The following is a 23,535-nucleotide window of genomic DNA, read 5'->3' as shown; positions in this document are numbered from 1 at the left end:
TCACTTCTCGCTCCCTTCCCCCCGTACGGAGGCTGTTGTGGAACGCACCGGATCACGCGCCCGATTCGCCGGGCTTCCGGCCGTCCTGCCGGCGGCTCTCCTCGCCGCCGTCGGCCTGGTCGTCCCGGCGTCGTCCGCCGGCGCGGCCGACGCCGACCTGGTGCGCAACGGCGGCTTCGAGGCGGGTCTGGACGGCTGGAGCTGCACGGGCGGCAGCGGCGCCGCCGTCGGAAGCCCCGTGCACAGCGGCATCTCGGCTCTGAAGGCGACCCCGGCCGGCAGCGACAACGCCCTGTGCTCCAGGACCGTCGCGGTGAGGCCCGGGTCCACGTACACGCTCGCCGCGTGGGTGCAGGGTAGTTACGTCTACCTCGGGGCGTCCGGCACCGGCACCACCGACGTCTCCACCTGGACCCCCTCCGCCCCTTCGTACACCCAGCTCCGCACCACCTTCACGACCGGCCCCGCGACCACCTCGGTGACCGTCTACACCCACGGCTGGTACGGCACCCCCGCCTACTACGCCGACGACCTCACCCTCACCGGCCCGGCCGGTGACCCGGTCGTCGTCCCCGCCGCCCCCACCGGGCTGCGGGCCGGCACGGTCACCTCGTCCTCCGTCCCGCTGTCCTGGACGGCCTCGTCCGGCGCCACGGGCTACCAGGTCTACCGTGACGGCGCGAAGGTGCTCACCACCACCGGCACCTCGGCGACCGTCACGGGGCTGGCCGCCTCGACCACCTACAGCTTCCAGGTCACCGCGGTGAACGCCGCGGGGGAGTCCCCCGGATCGGCCGCCGTCGGCGTCACCACGGCGGCCGGCGGCACAGGGGGCGAAGGCGGCGACGCCGGCCTCCCGGCCCACGCGCTCGTCGGCTACCTGCACGCCGGCTTCGCCAACGGCTCCGGCTACACGCGTCTGGCCGACGTGCCCGGCTCCTGGGACGTCGTCAACCTCGCCTTCGGGGAGCCGACCTCCGCCACCTCGGGGGACATCCGCTTCTCGCTCTGCCCCGTCACGGAGTGCCCGGGCGTGGAGAGCGAGGCGGAGTTCAAGGCCGCGATCAAGGCCAAGCAGGCCGCCGGCAAGAAGGTGCTGATCTCCATCGGCGGCCAGAACGGCCAGGTGCAGCTCTCGACCACCGCGGCCCGCGACGCCTTCGTGTCCTCGGTGTCCAGGATCATCGACACGTACGGCCTCGACGGGCTCGACGTCGACTTCGAGGGCCACTCGCTCTCGCTGAACACCGGTGACACCGACTTCCGCAGCCCGACGACCCCCGTCGTGGTCAACCTGATCTCCGCGCTGAAGACCCTCAAGGCGAGGTACGGCGCCGGCTTCGTCCTCACCATGGCGCCCGAGACCTTCTTCGTGCAACTCGGTTACCAGTACTACGGCTCGGGCCCCTGGGGCGGCCAGGACCCGCGCGCGGGCGCCTACCTCCCGGTCATCCACGCCCTGCGTGACGACCTCACGCTCCTGCACGTCCAGGACTACAACTCGGGCCCCGTCATGGGGCTGGACGACCAGTACCACTCGATGGGCGGCGCCGACTTCCACATCGCCATGACCGACATGCTCCTCACCGGCTTCCCGGTCGCGGGGGACCGGACCAGGGTCTTCCCGGCCCTGCGCCCGGAACAGGTCGCCATCGGGCTCCCGGCGTCCACCCAGGCGGGCAACGGTCACACCTCGCCCGCCGAGGTCACCAAGGCGCTCGACTGCCTGACCCGGAACGCGGACTGCGGCTCCTACCGGACGCACGGCACCTGGCCCGCACTGCGCGGGCTGATGACCTGGTCCGTCAACTGGGACCGCTACAACAACTGGGAGTTCTCGCGGAACTTCGACGCCTACTTCGGGGGCTGACCGCCCCGGACGCGGCCGGTCCCCGCACCGGCCCGCAGCACCAGCAGCACCACCGCGCCCAGGCACCAGCCGGCCACCACGTCCAGCGGCCAGTGGTAACCGCGCAGCACCAGACCGACGCTCGTCGCCGCCGTCAGTGAGGCGGCGGCGACGGGCGTCACCCACGGCCGTTCCAGGTACGGCGCCAGCAGCAGTGCCGCCGCCCCGTACGCCACCGCCGCCGTGGTCGTGTGGCCCGAGGGGTAGTAGCCGGTCGCCTCCGTCAGCGGGCCCTGGCGATCCGTCCACCACTTGAGGGGCACGACCAGCGCGGGCACGGCCGCCATGGCCAGGACGGCGCCCGCCGCCGGGCGGCGGGCGCCACGGAACCAGGCGAGGGCGACCGCGCACGCCAGGACCCCGCCGGCGACCTGTGGATTGCCGAGATCGGCGAAGAGGTCGGCGAGCCGGGCGGGACCGTGGCCGGCCAGGGACAGGCCCAGCCGCTCGTCGGGTCCGAGCAGCGGGCCGTCGGCCAGCACCTGCCAGGTCAGTACGGCGAGGACGGCGAGGAGCGCGGAGACCTGGGAAACGAGAAGAACCGGCCACCGGGGAACAGGGGGGAGTGTTCCGGGGTGGCCGGTCGGACCGGTGTGCCGCGCGCCCCGGGGGGTGTGGGGCGGGCGGCCGTCCGATCGGTGAGGAGACCCGGAGCCCGAAGCTCCGGTGGTGTGCGCCAGGGCACGACCGGGACGGTGCCGGGGGAGCTCCGGCCCGGTATCGCCCGCAGTCTCCTGCGGGCGGGGTGTTTCTCTCATCTGGGAAGACCGTACGTCAGGGGAAGGTGGACCGACAGCGGCAAAGGTAACCCGCCATCGCCCCCGCACACCTTCTTCACAGGCCCTCACCCGGACACCGGTCATTGCCCCCGAAAACGCCTGGGGCCGTCCCGGACGGTTCGTACGGATCAGAGCCGGGCGAACGCCTGCTCGAGGATGTCGAGGCCCTCGCCGAGCAGGTCCTCGCCGATGACCAGCGGCGGCAGGAAACGCAGGACGTTGCCGTACGTGCCGCAGGTCAGCACCAGCAGCCCCTCGGCGTGGCAGGCCTTGGCGAGCGTCCCGGCGGCGGCGGCGTCGGGGTCCTTCGTGCCGGACTTCACCAGCTCGATCGCGATCATGGCGCCCCGGCCGCGGATGTCACCGATGATGTCGCCGTTCGGGAGCTTCGCCCGCATCTCGGCGAGGCGGCCCTTCATGATCTCCTCGATGCGCCGGGCCCTGGCGTTCAGGTCCAGCTCGCGCATCGTCTCGATGGCGCCGAGCGCACCCGCGCAGGCCACCGGGTTGCCGCCGTACGTACCGCCGAGGCCGCCGGCGTGCGCGGCGTCCATGATCTCGGCGCGGCCGGTCACGGCGGAGAGCGGGAGGCCGCCCGCGATGCCCTTGGCCGTCGTGATCAGGTCCGGGACGATGCCCTCGTCCTCGCACGCGAACCACTGGCCGGTGCGGCAGAAGCCGGACTGGATCTCGTCCGCGACGAAGACGATGCCGTTGTCCTTCGCGAACTGCGCGATCGCCGGCAGGAAGCCCTTGGCGGGCTCGATGAAGCCCCCCTCGCCGAGCACCGGCTCGATGATGATCGCCGCGACGTTCTCCGCGCCGATCTGCTTGGTGATCTCGTCGATGGCCTGGGCGGACGCCTCCGCGCCGGCGTTCTCGGCGCCGGTCGGCCAGCGGTAGCCGTACGCCACCGGGACGCGGTAGACCTCGGGCGCGAACGGGCCGAACCCCTGCTTGTACGGCATGTTCTTGGCGGTCAGCGCCATGGTGAGGTTCGTCCGGCCGTGGTAGCCGTGGTCGAAGACGACGACAGCGGTGCGCTTGGTGTACGCACGGGCGATCTTCACGGCGTTCTCGACCGCCTCGGCGCCCGAGTTGAACAGCGCGGACTTCTTGGCGTGGTCGCCCGGGGTCAGCTCCGCGAGCTGCTCGCAGACCTCGACGTACCCCTCGTACGGCGTGACCATGAAACAGGTGTGGGTGAAGTCGGCGAGCTGCGCGGACGCGCGGCGTACGACCGCCTCGGCGGAGGCGCCGACCGAGGTCACCGCGATACCGGAACCGAAGTCGATCAGCCGGTTGCCGTCCACGTCCTCGATGATTCCGCCGCCTGCCCGGGCGGTGAACACCGGCAGGGTGGATCCCACGCCCGCGGCGACCGCCGCGACACGGCGAGCCTGCAGCTCGACCGACTTCGGGCCGGGAATGGCGGTGACGACGCGGCGCTCCTGCGGGATGGGGGACATGCGGGGCTCCTGGGGGTGTTCCGGACGCTTCTCTCCTGTGCAGGCTAGGGGCGGGTGCGGGGCGAGGTCATGCTCCGATCGGGAGTGGTGGGCGTGTGTCCTTGTCCGCGGCGGACAGGTGGTCCGGCGCGGGCGGCGGCGGACCGGCCACGCGCCGTCCGGCCGCCTTGCTGAACTCCCCGTCTCCTGGCACTAGATTGACCGGTGCAGAAGGCGGGACCCGGCTGGTCAGGGGGCGGCGGTTCATGAAGGGCGACGACATGCGTGACGCGAGGGGCGCGAGCGGCCCGCCGGGGCAGGGCGGTCCCCCCGATGCGCCCCGGTACGCGGTGCCCCGCCCGGCGGCACCTCCCCCCGCCGCTCCGCCGGTACCCGCCCTCCCCCCGGCTCCCTCGGGCCCGGCCGTCCCGCCGAGGCCCGCCGCCGCACCCGGCGCCGGGCCTTCCACCGAGGAGTGGCTGAACGCCGACCGCCCCGCCACCGGCCCGGGCGTCTGGCGGTACGCCCACGTACCCCGGCCGCCCCGGAAGCCGCCGAATCCGTCGCTGCTCGGACCCCTGGCCACCCTGGTGCTCTGGCTGGTCTTCTGGGGCCTGCTCATGGACTTCCGGATCCCCTACGTGAACGTGCCGTTCATGGTCTTCACCCCGGGGGACTGGTGGGCGTTCGACCGGCTGCGCGCCGATTACGTGCCGCCGGCCGCCAACTCCCTGCAGATCCTCTACCTGCAGGCGCTGGTCCTCCTGGTGGGGCTGTGGGCCGCCCGGCTGGGCAACTGGGCCGGAATCGTCCGCCACCACGCCGGCCCGCACCTGCCGCGGGTGCGGCTGATCCTGTCCGGCTCCGGGGCCCTCCTCGCGCTCTGGGCCGTCTGGAGCGGCCACGTCCCGCTCGTCGACGCCGTGATGTACCTCGTGAGCGACTGGCTGCAGGGCGGCGGCAACAAGTACCTCGCCGCCCTGGTCGCCTACGGGGCCTACGCCGTGATCGCGGCGGGGACCGTGTGGCCCTTCGCGCGGGCCGGCCGGTGGCGCGCCGGGATCCGCGAGGCCCGCGCGGGCCGGACGGCGCCGACGCCCATGGGCTCCCCGCCGGGCCCCGCCCACCCCGGCACCGGCCGCGCGAAATGGCCGGAGCTCCGCGCCTCGGGGCTCACGGAGGCGGCGGACATCCTCGGCGCCGCCGTGAGCGCCGGACGCATGAACGACGTCGACTGCGTCCGCCTCGACCACGCCTGGACACGCGCCCGTACCTCCCCGGGCCGCCCTGAGGCCTTCGCGGCGGCCGTCGTGCGGGAAGGACACGACGCCTTCCTGCACCCCTCGGGCGACCGGGACGTCCCCGTACGGGCCGCCCGGCACGACCTGCTGGTGGGTCAGGTCCGGGTCGGACGCTGCGTGGACGACGAGCGCAACCCCTACGACCGCCGGGGCTCCGGCGCCGCCCTCGACCCGGCCGTCCTCGGTACCTCCCTGCTCGCGGTCGGGCCCTCCGGGGCGGGCAAGACGACCCGGCTGGTGCGCCCCGTCGTCGAGACACTGGCACTCCAGGCGCTGGCCGGCCGGTCGGCCGTCCTCGCCGTCTGCGCGGCGGGGGCCCCGCTCGGCCCGGACGACGCCTACGACGTCGTCGTGAAACCCGGCGACGCCTCCTCGGTCCACGACTTCGACCTGTACGGGGGCACCGAGGACCCCGACGAGGCGGCGGCCACCCTCGCGGAAGGGCTCGCCGGGGACGTCCCCGGCCTCGACGGCCGTCGCGCGGCGCTCGCCCTCGGCCAGGTGCTCGGTCCCTACCGAGCCGTCCACGGGCACTTCCCGGCCGTACCGGAACTGCGCGAACTCCTTGCCGGTGGCGATGAGGCCCTCACCTCGCTCGCGCAGGCACTGCGGGGAGGCGGCCACGACGCCATGCTGCGCGAACTGGACGCCCGGATCCGGCAGACGGGAACGGCGGGCGACGTCGCCGCGGTCCTCGCGGACCGGGTCGCGCTGCTGGACCGCCCGGCCTTCGCCGGCTTCTTCGCCACCGGCCGGCAGGCCCGCTCCTTCTCCCTGCGCTCCCTGGAACAGCACCCGCTCAGGGTCCGCATCGACCTTCCCGAACGCGCCCACGCCGGGGCGTCCCGGGTGCTGGCCAGACTCGTCCTCGCCCAGTTCAACGCGATGGCCGCGGCGCGCGCCGACCGCTCGCTCTTCGCCTGCCTCGTGCTGGACGACGCGACGAACACCCTGACCGCGCAGACCGTGCGCGGGCTGCGGCAGCTGCGGTCCGTCAACGCCGGCGCCGTCCTGGTGCTGCGCACCGTCGACGACGTACCCGAGGAACTGCACTCCGCCCTGCTCGGCGCGGTGGGCTGCGGGATGATCTTCTCCGGCATCACCACCTGGGACGGCCGGCGATTCGCGGAGGCCTGGGGCAAGGAATGGGTCGACGTCCGCGAGGTGGCCCAGCACACCGTCTTCGCCGACCAGCCGCTCACCCGCGCCCTGCACGCGCTGCGGCGGATGGCCACCGGCAAGGCGGTGACCACCGAGGCCGTCACCGTGCGGCGGGTCGAACGCGAGCGCTGGTCCGCCTCCGCGCTCGCCTACGAGCTGCCCGCCGGACACGCGGTGCTGTCCCTGACGACGGTGAACGGCGAGCACGCACCGCCGCTCCTGGTCGACCTGGGCGGCTGAGAACCCGCGTACGCCGGCTTCGCGCACCCTGCCGCCCTGGCAGAATCGGAGGTGGCCGTCTGTACGGGACGGCGCAGTCGACTCCCAGAGCTCCGGCGGTCCCATGCCCCTCACCCTCGCCTCGCTCGTCCAGCACTCCGCGCTCAAGCTCACGGTTCGCGCGGGCGAGGGCCGGCTCGACACCCCGGTGCGCTGGGCCCATGCCAGCGAGCTCGCCGACCCCGTCCCGTACATGGACGGCGGTGAGCTGCTCCTCGTCACCGCGACCAACCTCGACGCCGAGGACCCCGGGACGATGCGCCGGTACGTACAGCGGCTGGCCGGAGCCAAGGTCGCCGGGCTCGGGTTCGCCGTCGGCGTCACCTACGACGACATCCCGGCCGCGCTGGTCGACGCCGCCGATGAGGCGGGACTGCCGCTGCTGGAAGTGCCCCGGCGCACGCCCTTCATCGCCATCAGCAAGGCCGTGTCGGCGGCGATCGCCGCCGACCAGTACCGCGCTGTCACGGCCGGCTTCGAGGCCCAGCGTGACCTGACCCGGGCCGCGCTCGCCGGGGACGGACCCGCCGGACTGCTCGCCCGGCTCGCCGCCCACGTCGACGGCTGGGCCGCCCTGTACGACACCTCCGGCGCCGTCGTGGCCGCCGCTCCCGACTGGGCCGCCCGCCGCGCCGCCCGCCTGACCCCCGACGTGGAGCGCCTGCGGGACCGTCCCGCCCCGGCCAGCGTCGTCGTCGGCACCGCCGACGACAGTGACCGGGTCGAGATCCAGTCGCTGGGCACCGGCCGTCTGATCCGCGGCGCGCTGGCCGTCGGCACGGGGTCGGCCCCCGGCACCGCCGAGCGCTACGCGGTGCACTCGGCGGCGGCCCTGCTGACCCTCACCACGGCCCGCTCCCGCTCGCTCCAGGGCGCGGAGCAGCGTCTGGGCGCCGCGGTGCTGCGGATGCTGCTGGCCGGGCAGTCCGACCACGCCAGGGCCGTCGCCGGGGACCTGTACGGCGGCCTGCTCGACGCCCCCTTCCGGCTCCTGATCGCGGAGACGCCCGCCCCGTCCACCCCCGCCGCGCCCCAGGCGCTCGCCGAGGCGATGGAGGCCGCCGCAGCCAGGTCCGGTGAGACGCTGCTGACGGTGCCCGAGGGGGACCGTGTCGTGGTCCTGGCCGCGGACGGCGGCGCGGCCGTCGCGGCGTGCGCGGCCTACATACAGGCGCAGGAGGAGCGCCCGGCCCGCGAGACCGGGGCCGACGACGGCGACGTGGTCGTCGGGCTGTCCGCGCCCGCCGGTCCGATCGCGGTCTCCGCCGCGTACAAACAGGCCGAACAGGCCCTCTCGGTCGCCCGCCGCCGGGGCAGGGCCCTGGTCGAGCACGAGGAACTCGCGGCGGGCTCGCTCCTGCCTCTCCTCGCCGACGATGCCGTACGGGCCTTCGCCGACGGCATCCTGCGCCCGCTGAGCGAGCACGACGCCAAGGGCAGGGGCGACCTGGTCGCCTCCCTGCGCGCCTGGCTCTCCCGCCACGGCCAGTGGGACGCCGCCGCCGCCGACCTGGGCGTCCACCGCCACACGCTGCGGTACCGGATGCGGCGCGTGGAGGAGATCCTGGGCCGTTCCCTGGACGATCCGGACGTCCGCATGGAGCTCTGGCTGGCGCTGAAGACGACGGCCGCCTCCTCCGCGGGCCCCGAGGGCGGCTGAGAGGGGCGGCAGCGCTCTCCGCCCCGCCAAAGCGGCGCACGGGGCCCCGGCTCCGCTCCACACCGGACAAACGTCATCCGGGCCCTGCCCCTCTACCGTGGGGCCCGGAGCACCTGCCGGGTGCCCGCGATCCTTTTTCACACCCGAAGGGCCGGAACCGCCATGACTTCCACCCACGCCTTCTGGCTCGCCGGCCGCCAGGCCACCGGCGAGGACAGCTTCGACGTCACCAACTCCTGGGACGGCCGCCTCGTCGGCACCGTCTCCGTGCCGACCGACGCCCAGGTCGAGGAGGCCGTCGCCGCCGCGTACGCGGTCCGTGAGGAGTTCGCCGCGACGCCGGCGCACGTCCGCGCCGCCGCCCTCGACCACGTCGTGCGACGGCTCTCGGAGCGCACCGAGGAGATCGCCCAGCTGATCTCCGCCGAGAACGGCAAGCCCATCAGGTGGGCGCGCGGCGAGGTCGGCCGGGCGGTCTCCGTCTTCCGCTTCGCCGCCGAGGAGGCCCGCCGCTTCAACGGCGGTGACGCCCAGCGCCTGGACACGGACCCCGGCGGCACCGGCCGGCTCGGGCTGACCCGGCGCTTCCCGCGCGGCCCCGTCCTCGGTATCGCGCCCTTCAACTTCCCGCTCAACCTGAGCGCCCACAAGGTCGCCCCGGCCATCGCCGTCGGCGCGCCGATCATCCTCAAGCCCGCACCGGCCACCCCGCTCTCGGCCCTGGTCCTCGGCGAACTCCTGGCCGAGACCGACCTCCCGGCCGGCTCCTGGTCCGTCCTGACCGTGCCCAACGACAAGATGCCCGCCCTCGTCCGGGACGAGCGGCTGCCGGTCATCTCCTTCACCGGTTCCGGACCCGTCGGCTACTCGATCATGGAGTCGGTCCCGCGCAAGCACTGCACCCTGGAACTCGGCGGCAACGGGGCGGCCGTCGTCCTCGGCGACTACTCCTCCGAGCAGGACCTGGACTGGGCCGCGTCCCGCATCGCGACCTTCTCCAACTACCAGGGCGGCCAGTCCTGCATCTCGGTACAGCGCGTCATCGCCGACGCCTCCGTGTACGACCGGCTCGTCCCGAAGATCGTCGCCGCGGTCGAGGCCCTGGTGACGGGCGACCCCTCCGACGCGGCCACCGATGTCGGCCCGCTGGTCAGCGAGGACGCCGCACGCCGCGTCGAGTCCTGGGTCGACGAGGCCGTGGCGGGCGGCGCCGAGCTGCTCACCGGCGGCCGGCGCGACGGCGCCACCTACGCCCCGACGGTCCTCGCGGGCCTCCCCGGCACCGCGAAGATCGCCCGCGAGGAGGTCTTCGGGCCGGTCATGTACGTACAGAGGACCGACGGCGAGGCCGAGGCGTTCGCCGCCGTCAACGACTCCCCGTACGGCCTCCAGGCCGGTGTCTTCACCCACGACCTGCAGACCGCGTTCCGAGCCCATCGCGCCCTGGAGGTCGGCGGCGTGGTCATCGGCGACGTCCCCTCCTACCGCGCCGACCAGATGCCCTACGGCGGCGCCAAGCAGTCCGGCGTGGGCCGGGAGGGCGTCCGCTACGCGATGGAGGACTACACCTACGAGCGCGTGCTCGTCCTCACCGGCCTGGCCCTGTAGCCACGCCCCGCGAACGGACCGGCCGGAGCCCGCTGTGCGGGGGCTCCGGCCGCTTCCCGTACCCCCCGTGGGGCCCCTCGCAGGGTGGTGGGGGTGGCGTGGATCGGGTAGATACGGACAGGTGGTACCGATCGGCACGCGTACGGCCCGACCCCTACCCCGACTCGCGGCGAGGTGAGCCTCATGTCCGCCCCTTCCGACACCCCCCAGGCCCCCAGGGTCACCGAGCGCGAAGCGCGGCAGGTGGCCGAGGCCGCCCGCGAACAGGACTGGCGCAAGCCGAGTTTCGCCAAGGAGCTCTTCCTCGGCCGCTTCCGGCTCGACCTGATCCACCCCCACCCGGCGCCCGCCGCCGACGACGTACGGCGCGGCGAGGCCTTCCTCGCCCGGCTGCGCGACTTCTGCGAGACCCGGGTCGACGGCGCCCTCATCGAGCGTGAGGCCAGGATCCCCGACGAGGTGGTGAACGGCCTCAAGGAGCTCGGCGCGCTCGGCATGAAGATCGACACCCGGTACGGGGGCCTGGGGCTGACCCAGGTCTACTACAACAAGGCCCTGGCGCTGGCCGGTTCCGCCAGCCCCTCGATCGGCGCGCTGCTCTCCGCCCACCAGTCCATCGGCGTCCCCCAGCCGCTGAAGATGTTCGGCACCCAGGAGCAGAAGGACGCCTTCCTGCCCCGCCTGGCCCGCACCGACATCTCGGCCTTCCTCCTCACCGAACCCGATGTGGGCTCCGACCCGGCCAGGCTGGCGACCACGGCCGTGCCCGACAGCGGGGGAGACTACGTCCTGGACGGCGTGAAGCTCTGGACCACCAACGGCGTCGTCGCCGACCTGCTCGTCGTCATGGCCCGCGTTCCGGAGTCCGAGGGCCACAAGGGCGGCATCACGGCCTTCGTCGTCGAGGCGGACTCGCCGGGCATCACGGTGGAGCACCGCAACGCCTTCATGGGCCTGCGCGGCATCGAGAACGGCGTGACCCGCTTCCACGGGGTCCGGGTGCCCGCCGCCAACCGGATCGGTCCCGAGGGCGCCGGTCTCAAGATCGCCCTCACCACGCTCAACACCGGCCGCCTCTCCCTGCCCGCCATGTGCGTGGGCGTCGGCAAGTGGTCACTGAAGATCGCCCGCGAGTGGTCGGCGGCGCGCGAGCAGTGGGGCAGGGCGGTCGCCCGGCACGAGGCGGTCGGCGCGAAGATCTCCTTCATCGCCGCCACCACCTTCGCCCTGGAGGCGGTCGTCGACCTCTCCTCGCAGATGGCCGACGAGAACCGCAACGACATCCGCATCGAGGCGGCCCTCGCCAAGCTGTACGGCTCCGAGATGGGCTGGCTGATCTCCGACGAACTGGTCCAGATCCGCGGCGGACGCGGCTTCGAGACGGCCGCCTCGCTCGCCGCCCGCGGCGAACGCGCCGTCCCCGCCGAGCAGATGCTCCGCGACATGAGGATCAACCGGATCTTCGAGGGCTCCACGGAGATCATGCACCTGCTGATCGCCCGCGAGGCCGTCGACGCCCACCTCAAGGTCGCCGGGGACATCATCGACCCGGACAAGCCGCTCTCCGACAAGGCGAAGGCGGGCGCCAACGCCGCCGGGTTCTACGCACGGTGGCTCCCGAAGCTGGTCAGCGGACCGGGACGGATCCCCAGCTCCTACGGCGAGTTCCGCGTCCCCGGGCACCCCGACCTCTCCACCCATCTGCGCTACGTCGAACGCTCGGCCCGCAAGCTGGCCCGCTCGACCTTCTACGCCATGTCCCGCTGGCAGGGCCGCATGGAGACCAAGCAGGGCTTCCTCGGCCGGATCGTCGACATCGGCGCCGAACTCTTCGCCATGAGCGCGGCCTGCGTCCGCGCCGAACACCTGCGCGCGGGTGACGACCACGGCCGCGAGGCCTACCAGCTCGCCGACGTCTTCTGCCGGCAGTCCCGCATCCGCGTCGAGGAACTCTTCCACCGGCTGTGGTCCAACACCGACGACATCGACCGGCGTGTGGTCGACGGAGTCCTGTCGGGCACCTACACCTGGCTCGAGGAGGGCGTCCTCGACCCCAGTGGCGAGGGCCCCTGGATCGCCGACGCCACCCCCGGACCGGCCACCGGGGAGAACGTCCACCGCCCCATCCGCTGAACCGCCGCCGCCGCGGGGCGCGTCCACTGCCTGGACGTGCCCCGCAGACGTGCCCGCGGCACGGCAGGATGGACGCCCGTGACCGTCATCCACATCCCCGGCTCCAAGTCCGTCACCGCCCGCGCCCTGTTCCTGGCCGCCGCGGCGGACGGCACCACCACCCTCCTGCGGCCCCTGCACTCGGACGACACCGAGGGGTTCACCGAAGGCCTGACCCGCCTCGGATACGGAGTGACACGGGAGCCGGACCGCTGGCACATCGAGGGGCGCCCCTCCGGCCCCTCGGCCACCGAGGCCGAGGTCCACTGCCGGGACGGGGCCACCACCGCCCGTTTCCTGCCGACGCTCGCCGCCGCCGCGGCCACCGGCAGTTACCGCTTCGACGCCTCCGCGCAGATGCGCCGCCGTCCCCTGGCCCCGCTCACCGGGGCGCTGCGCACCCTCGGCGTCGACCTGCGCCACGAGGGAGCCGAGGGCCACCACCCGCTGCGCATCGAGGCGTCCGGTGTGAAGGGCGGCGAACTCACCCTGGACGCGGGGGAGTCGTCCCAGTACCTCACCGCCCTGCTGATGCTCGGTCCGCTCACCGCCGAGGGGCTCCGGATCGACGTCACCGAGCTGGTCTCGGCGCCGTACATCGAGATCACCCTCGCCATGATGCGCTGCTTCGGGGCCGAGGTCGTCCGGGAGGGGAACACCTTCACCGTCGCGCCCACCGGCTACCGCGCCACCACGTACGCCGTCGAGCCCGACGCCTCCACCGCCTCGTACTTCTTCGCGGCCGCGGCCCTCACCGGCCGTGAGGTCACCGTCCCCGGCCTCGGTACCGGCGCGCTCCAGGGCGACCTGCGCTTCACCGAGGTGCTGGGACGCATGGGGGCCGAGGTCCGCACCACGGCGGCGGCCACCACCGTGCGGTCCACCGGCAGGCTCTCGGGACTCACCGTCAACATGCGCGACATCTCCGACACGATGCCCACCCTCGCCGCGATCGCGCCGTTCGCCTCCTCCCCGGTGCGCATCGAGGACGTCGCCAACACCCGGGTGAAGGAGTGCGACCGCCTGGAGGCCTGTGCCGAGAACCTGCGGAACATGGGCATCACCGTGCACACCGGCCACGACTGGATCGAGATCCACCCCGGTACCCCGCGCCCCACCGAGATCGCCACGCACGGCGACCACCGCATCGTCATGTCGTTCGCGGTCGCGGGGCTGCGCACGCCCGGGATGAGCTACGACGACCCCGGCTGCGTACGCAAGACGTTCCCGGACTTCCACGGGGAGTTCGGGCGGTTCGCGGCCGGGAGCGCCGGGCAGTAGGGGCCCGCGCTCCCGGGCGGTGCGGGCTGCGGTCCCCCGCCGACGGCCGGCAGGGGCCCGGCCGGGAACCGGCCGCCGCACGGTCCGTCGCACGGGCGGAGTACCCGGAGGGGGAGTCCGCCGCGCCCCGCCTCCACGGACGAGGCCGGCGAGGCGGCGTACCGCGTCACCTCCCCGGCGTGGAGCGGAGCCGGAGCCGCCCTCCACGCCCACCTCGGGGGAAGATCCCGGACACCGAGGACATCGGCGGCATCGCGCGGGAGGTCACGGCCCGCCCGGTGGAGGAAATTCCGTGCCGGCCGGGCCTGACGTACGCGCTGTCCGGGACGCCGTGTCCTCGCGCACAGCCGGGGCGGCGACAATGGGGCGCATGAGCGACAGCCCCGCACCCCTCGCCGACCCGCATCTCGTCTTCGACGCCGCGCAAGGCCGCCGGGATCTGGTGATCCTCGGCTCCACCGGGTCCATCGGCACCCAGGCCATCGACCTGGTGCTCCGCAACCCCGACCGCTTCCGCGTCACCGCTCTCTCCGCCGCGGGAGGCCGGGTCGGCCTCCTCGCCGACCAGGCGCGGCGGCTGCGGGTGCGGACCGTGGCGGTCGCCGACCCGGACAAGGCACCCGCCCTGCGCGAGGCCCTGCGCGAGCGTTACGGAGCGGGGGAGCCGCTCCCCACCGTCCTCGCCGGCCCCGACGCCGCCGCGGAGCTCGCCGCGAGCGACTGCCACACCGTGCTGAACGGCATCACCGGCTCGATCGGTCTCGCCCCGACACTCGCCGCGCTGAGGGCGGGCCGCACCCTCGCCCTCGCCAACAAGGAGTCGCTGATCGTCGGCGGCCCGCTGGTGAAGGCCCTGGCCGCCCCGGGGCAGATCATCCCGGTCGACTCCGAACACGCCGCGCTCTTCCAGGCGCTGGCCGCGGGCACCCGCGCCGACGTCCGCAAGCTCGTCGTGACCGCCTCCGGCGGGCCGTTCCGCGGACGCACCCGGAGCGAGCTGGCCGACGTGACCCGCGAGCAGGCCCTGGCGCACCCGACGTGGGCGATGGGCCCCGTCATCACGGTCAACTCGGCGACGCTCGTCAACAAGGGCCTGGAGGTCATCGAGGCGCACCTCCTCTACGACATCCCGTTCGACCGCATCGAGGTCGTGGTCCACCCCCAGTCGTACGTCCACTCGATGGTGGAGTTCACCGACGGCTCCACCCTCGCCCAGGCGACCCCGCCCGACATGCGGGGCCCCATCGCCATCGGTCTGGGCTGGCCCGAGAGGGTTCCGGACGCGGCCCCCGCGTTCGACTGGACGACGGCCTCCAGCTGGGAGTTCTTCCCGCTGGACACCGAGGCGTTCCCCTCCGTCGGGCTCGCGCGGCACGTGGGCGCGCTGGGCGGTACCGCCCCCGCGGTGTTCAACGCCGCCAACGAGGAGTGCGTGGAGGCGTTCCTGGCGGGACGGCTGCCGTTCAACGGCATCATGGATACGGTCACCACGGTGGTGACCGAACACGGCACCCCCGCCACGGGAACTTCACTGACGGTCGCGGACGTCCTCGAAGCGGAGACCTGGGCCCGGGCCCGGGCCCGGGAGCTCTCGGCGGAAGCGACAGCGGAGGCGCACGCATGAGTATGACGACGATCCTGATGACGGTCCTGGGGATCGCCATCTTCGCCGTGGGTCTGCTGTTCTCGATCGCCTGGCACGAACTCGGCCACCTCTCGACCGCCAAGCTCTTCGGCATCCGGGTGCCCCAGTACATGGTCGGCTTCGGCCCGACCATCTGGTCGCGGAGGAAGGGCGACACCGAGTACGGCATCAAGGCCATCCCCGCGGGCGGTTACATCCGGATGATCGGCATGTTCCCGCCCGGTCCCGACGGCAGGCTCGAAGCGCGTTCCACCTCACCCTGGCGGGGCATGATCGAGGACGCCCGGTCGGCCGCCTTCGAGGAACTGCAGCCGGGCGACGACTCACGCCTCTTCTACACGCGCAAGCCCTGGAAGCGCGTGATCGTGATGTTCGCCGGGCCCTTCATGAACCTGGTGCTGGCGGTCGCGATCTTCATGGGCGTGGCGATGACCTTCGGTTTCCAGACCCAGACCACCGAGGTCGCGGGCGTCCAGAAGTGCGTGATCGCCCAGAGCGAGAACCGCGACGCCTGCAAGGCGTCCGACCCCGTCTCGCCCGCCCGGGCCGCCGGGCTCCGCGAGGGCGACACGATCGTCGCCTTCGACGGACAGCGGATCGACGACTGGGCCACCCTCTCGGACCGGATCCGGCAGACCATCGGCCCGGCCACCATCACCGTGGAGCGTGACGGCAGGGAACAGACCCTGAACGCCGTACTCCAGAAGAACGCCGTAGCCAGGAAGGACTCCCACGGCGAGGTCGTCCCCGGCCAGTACGTCAGCGCCGGGTACCTCGGCTTCGCCGCCAAGACCGAGATCCTTCCGCTCTCCTTCGGCGACTCGGTCGTCCGCATGGGCGACATGATCGAGAACGGCGTCGATTCGATCATCGCCCTGCCCTCCAAGATCCCCGACCTGTGGAACGCGGCGTTCAGCGACGGCGAGCGCGCAGACGACTCGCCGGTCGGCGTGGTCGGCGCGGCCAGGATCGGCGGCGAGGTGATGAACCTCGACGTCCCGGCGCAGAACCAGATCGCGATGATGCTGTTCCTGCTGGCCGGCTTCAACCTCTCGCTGTTCCTCTTCAACATGCTGCCCCTGCTGCCGCTGGACGGCGGGCACATCGCGGGCGCGCTCTGGGAATCGCTGCGCCGCAACGTGGCCCGGGTCTTCCGGCGGCCCGACCCCGGCCCGTTCGACGTGGCCAAGCTCATGCCGGTCGCCTACGTCGTCGCCGGCGTCTTCATCTGCTTCACGCTGCTCGTCCTCGTCGCGGACATCGTGAACCCGGTGAAGATCACCTGACAGCTCACCCGTCCCGGGGGAGGCGGCCGGTCACACGGATGGCGTCCGGCCGCCCGCCATGCGGCGGCTCCGACGACGGTGGTGCGCCCGGATGACCTCCGGTGACGTAACCTCGAAGCCCGGAGTCCACCCTTCTCGGGACCTCGATCCACACCGATCCACACCTTGGGGATGCTCAGCGCATGACTGCGATTTCTCTCGGAATGCCGGCCGTTCCGACCAAGCTCGCCGACCGACGGGTCAGCCGTCAGATCCAGGTCGGGTCGGTGGCGGTCGGCGGGGACGCACCGGTGTCGGTGCAGTCGATGACGACGACGCGTACGTCGGACATCGGGGCGACGTTGCAGCAGATCGCGGAGCTGACCGCGTCGGGGTGCCAGATCGTGCGGGTGGCGTGTCCCACCCAGGACGACGCGGACGCGCTGGCGACGATCGCGAGGAAGTCGCAGATCCCGGTGATCGCGGACATCCACTTCCAGCCGAAGTACGTGTTCGCGGCGATCGACGCGGGATGCGCGGCGGTGCGGGTGAACCCGGGGAACATCAAGCAGTTCGACGACAAGGTCAAGGAGATCGCGAAGGCCGCGGGGGACGCGGGCACCCCGATCCGGATCGGCGTGAACGCGGGATCGCTGGACGCGCGGCTGCTGAGGAAGTACGGCAAGGCGACGCCGGAGGCGCTGGTGGAGTCGGCGCTGTGGGAGGCGTCGCTGTTCGAGGAGCACGGGTTCCGGGACATCAAGATCTCGGTGAAGCACAACGACCCGGTCGTGATGGTGAACGCCTACCGCCAGCTGGCCGCGCAGTGCGACTACCCGCTGCACCTCGGGGTGACGGAGGCGGGTCCGGCCTTCCAGGGGACGATCAAGTCCGCGGTGGCGTTCGGGGCGCTGCTGTCGGAGGGGATCGGGGACACGATCCGCGTCTCGCTGTCGGCTCCGCCGGCGGAGGAGGTCAAGGTCGGTCTGCAGATCCTGGAGGCGCTGAACCTCAAGCAGCGGCGTCTGGAGATCGTGTCCTGCCCGTCGTGCGGGCGGGCGCAGGTGGACGTGTACAAGCTCGCGGACGAGGTGAGCGCGGGCCTGGAGGGCATGGAGGTCCCGCTGCGCGTCGCCGTGATGGGCTGTGTGGTGAACGGTCCCGGCGAGGCCCGTGAGGCCGATCTGGGGGTGGCCTCGGGCAACGGCAAGGGGCAGATCTTCGTGAAGGGCGAGGTCATCAAGACCGTCCCCGAGTCGAAGATCGTGGAGACCCTCATCGAGGAGGCCATGAAGATCGCCGAACAGATGGAGAAGGACGGCATCGCCTCCGGCGAGCCCCAGGTCTCCATCGCGGGCTGACCCCTCCTGCCTGACGGCCGGCCCGCAGGACCACGGCCGGTTCCCGTGATCCCCGCAACGCCCTGGAATCCAGGGAGTTGCGGGGATCACGCGTTTCGGGGTGCCGCGTTGTCCGGAGCCGGTGCCCCTCTCGGGGGCGGCGTCGCCCAGGCTTGTTCGGTACAGTGCGGAAATCAGCAGACCGTATGGTGAGGCCCCTTAGTGTTGACGCAGACCACTACCCGGGTCCTCGACCCCGGCGAGCTCCCCGCCGCGCTCGCCATCCTCGAGAGCGAACCCGTGGACAACGCGTTCGTGACGTCCCGCGTGCAGATCGCCGGGCTCGACCCCTGGCGCCTGGGCGGCGAGATGTGGGGCTGGTACGCCGACGGACGGCTGACGTCGCTCTGCTATTCCGGCGCCAACCTCGTCCCGATCTGCGCCACACCGGAAGCCGTCAGGGGCTTCGCCGACCGTGCCCGGCGGGCCGGCCGCCGCTGCTCGTCCATCGTCGGCCCGGCCGGCCCGACGGCCCAGCTGTGGCGCCTGCTCGAACCGAGCTGGGGACCCGCCCGCGAGGTCAGGCCGAACCAGCCGCTCATGGTCACCGAGGGCCCCTCCGCGGAGGTCGCGCCCGACCCTCTCGTACGCCGGGTCCGCAAGGACGAGATGGACGTCCTCATGCCCGCCTGCGTGGCCATGTTCACCGAGGAGGTCGGGATCTCCCCGCTGGCCGGTGACGGCGGGCTGCTCTACCAGGCGCGGGTCGCCGAGCTGATCGCCGCCGGCCGCTCCTTCGCCCGCATAGAGGACGGGGAGGTCGTCTTCAAGGCGGAGATCGGCGCCGCGACCTCCCGCGCCTGCCAGATCCAGGGCGTCTGGGTCGCACCCGCGCACCGCGGGCGCGGACTCTCCGAGAGCGGCATGGCGGCCGTCCTGCGGTACGCGCTGGCCGATGTGGCCCCCGTCGTCAGCCTCTACGTGAACGACTACAACACCGCCGCACGCAGGTCCTACAGCCGCGTCGGCTTCCGGGAGACCGGTGCGTTCATGAGCGTGCTGTTCTGACCGCGGGACCCGGCCAGTAGGGTTCCGGCATGGCAGCAGCAACCCCCGCATCCCCCAGGGGCTCCGGGGCCCCAGGCATCCTGGTCGGACCGGTCGACCTCGCCGCCCGTGTCGACGAGGCGCTGGACGTGCAGGCCCGTGCCTTCGGTCTCGGCGAGGACGAGATCGCCGTGCGCCGCCACATCGTCCTCAGGCACCTCGACCACCCGCGGGCCCGCGCCCTCGGGGCCACCACCGCCGCGGGACGGCTCGTCGGGTTCGTCTACGGGCTCCCCAACGACCGCGCGCACTGGTGGTCCACGGTCGTCGAGCCCTACCTCCGCGCCACCGGCTCCGAGGCCTGGCTCGACGACTCGTTCGTGATCACCGAACTCCACGTCCATCCGGACTTCCAGCAGCGCGGCATCGGCCGGCGCCTGATCACCACCATCACGGACGCCGTCGACCAGCCCCGTTCCATCCTCTCCGCGATCGACACCGACAGCCCGGCCCGGGGCCTGTACCGGTCGCTCGGCTACCAGGACCTGGCCCGGCAGGTGCTCTTCCCCGGTGCCCCGAAGCCGTACGCGGTGATGGGCGCGCCTCTTCCGCTCCGCCGCTGAGACGCCGCTTCACCCGGCCACCGGGCGTTATGGATTTCCGCCCGCGCGGGGCGCCCGGCTAACCTCGGGCCATCACCCTTGCGAGCAGGAGTTCATCATGGCCCAGGTCCAGCGCATGTCCCGATTGATGATCAAGACACTGCGCGACGACCCGGCGGACGCCGAGACGCTCAACCACAAGCTCCTCGTCCGGGCCGGGTACGTACGTCGCACCGCGGCCGGCATCTGGACCTGGCTCCCGCTCGGCAAGAAGGTCCTCGAGAACGTCACCCGCGTCGTCCGCGAGGAGATGGACGCCATCGGCGGCCAGGAGGTGCTGCTGCCCGCCCTGCTGCCCAAGGAGGCGTACGAGGCCAGCGGCCGGTACGACGAGTACGGCGACCTGCTGTTCCGGCTCCAGGACCGCAAGGGCAGCGACTATCTCCTCGGTCCCACCCACGAGGAGATCTTCACCCAGGTCGTCAAGGACATGTGCTCGTCCTACAAGGACCTGCCCGTGATCCTCTACCAGATCCAGACCAAGTACCGCGACGAGGCCCGCCCCCGCGCCGGTGTCCTGCGCGGCCGCGAGTTCCAGATGAAGGACTCGTACTCCTTCGACACCACGGACGAAGGCCTCGTCGAGGCGTACCAGCTGCACCGCGCCGCCTACATCCGGATCTTCGAGCGGCTCGGCCTCGACCACCGCATCGTCTCGGCCGTCTCCGGCGCCATGGGCGGCTCCGCGTCCGAGGAGTTCCTCGCCCCGGCACCCGCCGGGGAGGACACCTTCGTCGACTGCCCGAACTGCGACTACGCCGCCAACACCGAGGCGGTGACCTACAAGGCCACCGCCGCGGACGCCTCGGCGGCCGGCCCCGTCGAGGAGCTCGACACCCCGGACACCCCCACCATCGAGACGCTCGCCGCCCACCTCGGCGTCCCGGCCTCCGCCACCCTGAAGAACCTGCTGGTCAAGGTCGACGGCGAGATCGTGGCCGTGGGCGTGCCCGGTGACCGCGAGGTCGACCTCGGCAAGCTCGGCGAGCACCTCGCCCCGGCCGTCGTCGAGCTCGTCACCGCCGAGGACTTCGTGGGCCGCCCCGACCTGGTGCGCGGCTACGTCGGCCCGCAGGGTCTGGAGAAGGTCCGCTACATCGCCGACCCCCGCGTCGCCCCCGGCACCGCCTGGATCACCGGCGCCAACAAGGAGAACACGCACGCGAAGAACGTCGTCGCGGGCCGGGACTTCGAGGTCGACGACTACCTCGACGTCGTCGTCGTCGAGGCGGGCGACCCCTGCCCCAACTGCGGCGCCGGCCTCCAGGTGGACCGCGCCATCGAGATCGGCCACATCTTCCAGCTGGGCCGCAAGTACACCGACATCTTCGCCCTCGACGTCCTCGGCCAGCAGGGCAAGCCCGTGCGCGTCACCATGGGCTCGTACGGCATCGGCGTCTCGCGCGCCGTGGCCGCGCTGGCCGAGCAGACCGCGGACGAGAAGGGCCTGTGCTGGCCCCGCGAGGTCGCGCCGGCCGACGTCCACGTCGTCGCCGCCGGCAAGGTGCTCCAGACGGAGCTGGCCCTCGACGTGGCCGAGAAGCTGAACGCCGCAGGTGTCCGGGTCATGGTCGACGACCGCGCGGGTGTCTCGCCCGGTGTGAAGTTCACCGACGCCGAGCTGATCGGCGTCCCGAAGATCCTCGTCGCCGGCCGCCGCTCCGCCGAGGGCGTCCTGGAGCTGAAGGACCGCCGCACGGGCGAGCGCGAGGAGCTCACCGTCGAGGAGGCGGTCGCCCGTCTGGCCGCCCGGGCCTGAACCGGCGGCGGAGGCCCCCCACGCGAGCGCGTGGGGGGCCTCCGCCGTGACGGACGGTCCGGCCGCCGTCCGGGAACGCGGTCCGGACCGCCCGCTCAGAGCCAGCCTGCGAACTCCAGCGAGAGTTCGCCGTCCTGGCGGCGCCCCGCCGCCAGCGCACGTGTGCCGGACTCCACGGCCCGGAACAGCGTCCAGCCGCGCAGCCGCGCCTGGTCCACCTCCAGGGAGTCCGCGAGCTTCCTGATCCGCCGGCGGGCGGTCGCCGCACCGCCGGGCGAGGCGATCAGGTCCTCGACCCGGTCGCGTACCAGTCGTGCCAGGTCGTACGCGCGCTCACCCACCAGGGGCTCCGGGCCGACCGCGAGCCACGGGGACCGCTCGCCGGAGAGCACCTTGCTCTGCCGGAAGTTGCCGTGCAGCAGCAGGAGTTCCGGGGCGTACGCGACCAGTTCCGCGCGGGCCGCCAGGGCTTCGGAGACCAGGGGCTCCAGCGCCGGATCGGCCGCGGCGACGGCCAGCATCGGCCCGGCCTGCCGGCCGGTGCGCTCCTGGACGGACTCGTAGGGATGACCGGGCGGGGGCTCGACCCACAGGCGCCGCACCGTGCCCGCCGCCTCCAGCAGGGCCTTGGCGTCGGGCAGGGAGCGCAGGGACACCTCGTGGTGCAGCCGCTCCAGCAGCAGGGAGCCCTCGGGCGCCGCGCCGTCCCCGGGCGTCAGGAGCCGCACCGCGCCCCACCCGTCCCACTGCGCGAGAGCCGCCCGTTCCAGGGCGGGGGCGGCGCCGGCGGGCGCGATCTTCAGCACGGCGGGTGTGCCGTCCCGGCGGTGCACCAGGAGGACGAGGCTGCTGCGCCCGCCGGGCGCGACCACCCGGTCCACGGCGACGTCGTGTCCCGCCGCCGACAGTGCCTCCTCGGTGAGCGCGGGGAGCCTGCCCAGCCAGTCGGCGGCGGCCGCTTCCCCGTACGTCTCGCCGAGCGCTCGCACCAGACGCTGCGGCGGTTCGAAACCCATACCTGCCTTGTTCCCTTTCAGAGCTGCTTCAGGGCGTGACGCCCTCGGCGCCTGCCTCCGCCGTGGTCTCCGGCGGATGTGCCCCGGCCTTCTCGGCGAGCCCCGGAAAGGCTACGCCGCTGCCGCGCCAGCGCACGGCACGCACGGCGGCCTCCCGCAGCGCCCCCGCGGCCTCCTGCCGGAGCGGGCCCCGGGCTGCCCGTACGAGGTCGGAGTAGACACCCGCGACCCGGTCCTCCAGCACGGCGGCGAGCCGCATCGCGCCCGCCGGGTCCCGCACCGCGAACGGCAGCGCGTACGCCGCGTCCGCCGCCACCGGCCTGCCGCCCAGACCGCCCACCGTCCGCACCAGCGCGTCCCGCCGTGCCCGGTGCCCGGCGTGGGCGGCTGCCGCCTCGGCGCGCCGGCCGCCTTCCAGACGGCCGCCCAGCACCCCGTAGCCGTACACCGCGGCGTGTTCGGCGGCGAGTGCGGCCTGGGCGGCGCGCAGCGTCCCCGACGCGTCGCCGTCCGCGGCCCGGTCCCGCCCTTCCCGTCCGGCCCCTCGTGTCATGACGGCGTCTCCTCGGCCAGTTCGTTGAGCAGGTACGCGTGGACGGCACCGGCCGCGGCGAGCGAGGCCAGCAGGCGGGCCAGTTCCGGTTCGGCCTCCAGCAGGGCCCTGGCGCGGTCGTCGGCCAGGGCCCGCTCCGCGGCGGCCAGCTCCTTGAGTGCCGTCCTCGCGTCGGGGGCGGCCGCCGGGTCCACGGGTGCGGGCGTGGTGGCCCTCACGGGCGCGCCCAGGGCCGCGGCGTGCTCCCGCACGGCGGCGCTCAGGGGCGCGAGGCCGGCCGCCGTGGCCGGGTGGGCGGACGCGGCCCTCTCGTACCGGGTGAGCAGCGCGGCGCTGGCCCGGGCGGCGGCCGCCCGGAGTGCCTTCTGGGCGCGGAGCGAGGCCGTCCGGGCATCCGCGCCGGCCGGTTTCCGTCGTTCCCCGCCGTCCCCGCCGTCGCCGCAGCCGGTCAGGACGGCGCCCAGGGCGAGGGCTCCCGTCGTCGTCAACGCACCCCTGCGCGTCGTCCCCGTGCGCCGCACTTGTCTCCTTCGAGCCGCTTTATGACGGTTTCTGTCTGGAAGTGATCACCGCAGGCGAGCGTACCCGCGTCCGGGCGGGAGGCGGACGGCAACACCCCTGCGGACCGGATACCCTTTGACCTGACACGC

At 73.2% G+C, this 23,535-nt stretch carries 17 protein-coding genes; 12 read left to right on the top strand and 5 right to left on the bottom strand.

Annotated elements, in window-relative coordinates:
* Window positions 1-37: 37 nt before the first annotated feature.
* Window positions 38-1,870: a chitinase gene (locus tag BA175_RS06935; protein ID WP_069170420.1), complete on the top strand. Its 1,833-nt coding sequence runs from the start codon at window positions 38-40 to the stop codon at window positions 1,868-1,870.
* Here BA175_RS06935 and BA175_RS32290 read toward each other — a convergent pair.
* On the bottom strand, window positions 1,855-2,391 hold the full coding sequence (locus BA175_RS32290) for a phosphatase PAP2 family protein (RefSeq protein WP_438947319.1): 537 nt from the start codon (window positions 2,389-2,391) through the stop codon (window positions 1,855-1,857). The two genes, BA175_RS06935 and BA175_RS32290, sit on opposite strands and share 16 nt — an antisense overlap.
* A gap of 425 nt (window positions 2,392-2,816) precedes the next feature.
* On the bottom strand, window positions 2,817-4,157 hold the full coding sequence (gabT, locus tag BA175_RS06925; RefSeq protein ID WP_069170419.1) for a 4-aminobutyrate--2-oxoglutarate transaminase: 1,341 nt from the start codon (window positions 4,155-4,157) through the stop codon (window positions 2,817-2,819).
* Between the two features lie 260 nt (window positions 4,158-4,417).
* On the opposite strand from gabT, the gene BA175_RS06920 reads away from it, so the two are divergent.
* From BA175_RS06920 to BA175_RS06870, 11 genes are all read left to right on the top strand, one after another.
* On the top strand, window positions 4,418-6,838 hold the full coding sequence (locus BA175_RS06920) for an ATP/GTP-binding protein (protein ID WP_079159602.1): 2,421 nt from the start codon (window positions 4,418-4,420) through the stop codon (window positions 6,836-6,838).
* Window positions 6,839-6,941: 103 nt separating this feature from the next.
* On the top strand, window positions 6,942-8,537 hold the full coding sequence (locus tag BA175_RS06915; protein ID WP_069170418.1) for a PucR family transcriptional regulator: 1,596 nt from the start codon (window positions 6,942-6,944) through the stop codon (window positions 8,535-8,537).
* Between the two features lie 162 nt (window positions 8,538-8,699).
* A complete protein-coding gene (locus tag BA175_RS06910) occupies window positions 8,700-10,145 on the top strand; it encodes an aldehyde dehydrogenase family protein (RefSeq protein ID WP_069170417.1) in 1,446 nt (481 codons plus the stop codon).
* Between the two features lie 183 nt (window positions 10,146-10,328).
* Window positions 10,329-12,278, top strand: a complete 1,950-nt coding sequence (locus tag BA175_RS06905) for an acyl-CoA dehydrogenase family protein (protein WP_069170416.1) — start codon at window positions 10,329-10,331, stop codon at window positions 12,276-12,278.
* Window positions 12,279-12,356: 78 nt separating this feature from the next.
* Window positions 12,357-13,598, top strand: coding sequence for a 3-phosphoshikimate 1-carboxyvinyltransferase (aroA, locus tag BA175_RS06900; protein WP_069170415.1), 1,242 nt, complete (start codon window positions 12,357-12,359; stop codon window positions 13,596-13,598).
* Window positions 13,599-13,959: 361 nt separating this feature from the next.
* Window positions 13,960-15,222 carry a 1-deoxy-D-xylulose-5-phosphate reductoisomerase gene (gene dxr, locus BA175_RS06895; protein WP_069170414.1) on the top strand — a complete coding sequence of 421 codons (1,263 nt, stop codon included), beginning with the start codon at window positions 13,960-13,962 and terminating at the stop codon, window positions 15,220-15,222.
* Window positions 15,219-16,529 carry a M50 family metallopeptidase gene (locus BA175_RS06890; protein ID WP_069170413.1) on the top strand — a complete coding sequence of 437 codons (1,311 nt, stop codon included), beginning with the start codon at window positions 15,219-15,221 and terminating at the stop codon, window positions 16,527-16,529. The genes dxr and BA175_RS06890 overlap by 4 nt, the downstream gene beginning before the upstream one ends.
* Before the next feature lie 182 nt (window positions 16,530-16,711).
* Window positions 16,712-17,869, top strand: coding sequence for a flavodoxin-dependent (E)-4-hydroxy-3-methylbut-2-enyl-diphosphate synthase (ispG, locus tag BA175_RS06885; protein ID WP_079159431.1), 1,158 nt, complete (start codon window positions 16,712-16,714; stop codon window positions 17,867-17,869).
* Window positions 17,870-18,070: 201 nt separating this feature from the next.
* Window positions 18,071-18,916: a GNAT family N-acetyltransferase gene (locus tag BA175_RS06880; protein ID WP_069170411.1), complete on the top strand. Its 846-nt coding sequence runs from the start codon at window positions 18,071-18,073 to the stop codon at window positions 18,914-18,916.
* Between the two features lie 29 nt (window positions 18,917-18,945).
* On the top strand, window positions 18,946-19,518 hold the full coding sequence (locus BA175_RS06875) for a GNAT family N-acetyltransferase (RefSeq protein ID WP_069170410.1): 573 nt from the start codon (window positions 18,946-18,948) through the stop codon (window positions 19,516-19,518).
* A 97-nt stretch (window positions 19,519-19,615) separates the two neighbouring features.
* Window positions 19,616-21,316, top strand: a complete 1,701-nt coding sequence (locus tag BA175_RS06870; RefSeq protein ID WP_069170409.1) for a proline--tRNA ligase — start codon at window positions 19,616-19,618, stop codon at window positions 21,314-21,316.
* A 95-nt stretch (window positions 21,317-21,411) separates the two neighbouring features.
* Here BA175_RS06870 and BA175_RS06865 read toward each other — a convergent pair whose 3' ends face one another.
* From BA175_RS06865 to BA175_RS06855, 3 genes are read right to left on the bottom strand one after another with little or no spacing between them, the layout of a single operon-like run.
* The gene (locus BA175_RS06865; protein ID WP_069170408.1) at window positions 21,412-22,332 is read right to left on the bottom strand and encodes an aminoglycoside phosphotransferase family protein; all 921 of its coding nucleotides are present in this window, start codon (window positions 22,330-22,332) and stop codon (window positions 21,412-21,414) included.
* A gap of 28 nt (window positions 22,333-22,360) precedes the next feature.
* A complete protein-coding gene (locus BA175_RS06860; protein ID WP_069170407.1) occupies window positions 22,361-22,885 on the bottom strand; it encodes a ferritin-like domain-containing protein in 525 nt (174 codons plus the stop codon).
* Window positions 22,882-23,406: a hypothetical protein gene (locus tag BA175_RS06855; RefSeq protein ID WP_069170406.1), complete on the bottom strand. Its 525-nt coding sequence runs from the start codon at window positions 23,404-23,406 to the stop codon at window positions 22,882-22,884. Before BA175_RS06855 ends, BA175_RS06860 begins: the two co-directional genes overlap by 4 nt.
* Window positions 23,407-23,535: the final 129 nt, after the last annotated feature.

The organism is Streptomyces griseus (assembly GCF_001715295.1).
Classification (GTDB): domain Bacteria; phylum Actinomycetota; class Actinomycetes; order Streptomycetales; family Streptomycetaceae; genus Streptomyces; species Streptomyces griseus_G.
This window is presented reverse-complemented; position numbering and strand designations above follow the sequence as displayed.

Coding starts and splice junctions, on each gene's coding strand:
- gabT (WP_069170419.1), bottom strand. CDS start 4,157: ATGTCCCCCATCCCGCAGGAGCGCCGCGTCGTCACCGCCATTCCCGGC.
- BA175_RS06915 (WP_069170418.1), top strand. CDS start 6,942: ATGCCCCTCACCCTCGCCTCGCTCGTCCAGCACTCCGCGCTCAAGCTC.
- ispG (WP_079159431.1), top strand. CDS start 16,712: ATGACTGCGATTTCTCTCGGAATGCCGGCCGTTCCGACCAAGCTCGCC.
- BA175_RS06875 (WP_069170410.1), top strand. CDS start 18,946: ATGGCAGCAGCAACCCCCGCATCCCCCAGGGGCTCCGGGGCCCCAGGC.
- dxr (WP_069170414.1), top strand. CDS start 13,960: ATGGGGCGCATGAGCGACAGCCCCGCACCCCTCGCCGACCCGCATCTC.
- BA175_RS06860 (WP_069170407.1), bottom strand. CDS start 22,885: ATGACACGAGGGGCCGGACGGGAAGGGCGGGACCGGGCCGCGGACGGC.
- BA175_RS06905 (WP_069170416.1), top strand. CDS start 10,329: ATGTCCGCCCCTTCCGACACCCCCCAGGCCCCCAGGGTCACCGAGCGC.
- BA175_RS06920 (WP_079159602.1), top strand. CDS start 4,418: ATGCGTGACGCGAGGGGCGCGAGCGGCCCGCCGGGGCAGGGCGGTCCC.
- BA175_RS06890 (WP_069170413.1), top strand. CDS start 15,219: ATGAGTATGACGACGATCCTGATGACGGTCCTGGGGATCGCCATCTTC.
- BA175_RS06910 (WP_069170417.1), top strand. CDS start 8,700: ATGACTTCCACCCACGCCTTCTGGCTCGCCGGCCGCCAGGCCACCGGC.
- BA175_RS06865 (WP_069170408.1), bottom strand. CDS start 22,332: ATGGGTTTCGAACCGCCGCAGCGTCTGGTGCGAGCGCTCGGCGAGACG.
- BA175_RS06870 (WP_069170409.1), top strand. CDS start 19,616: ATGGCCCAGGTCCAGCGCATGTCCCGATTGATGATCAAGACACTGCGC.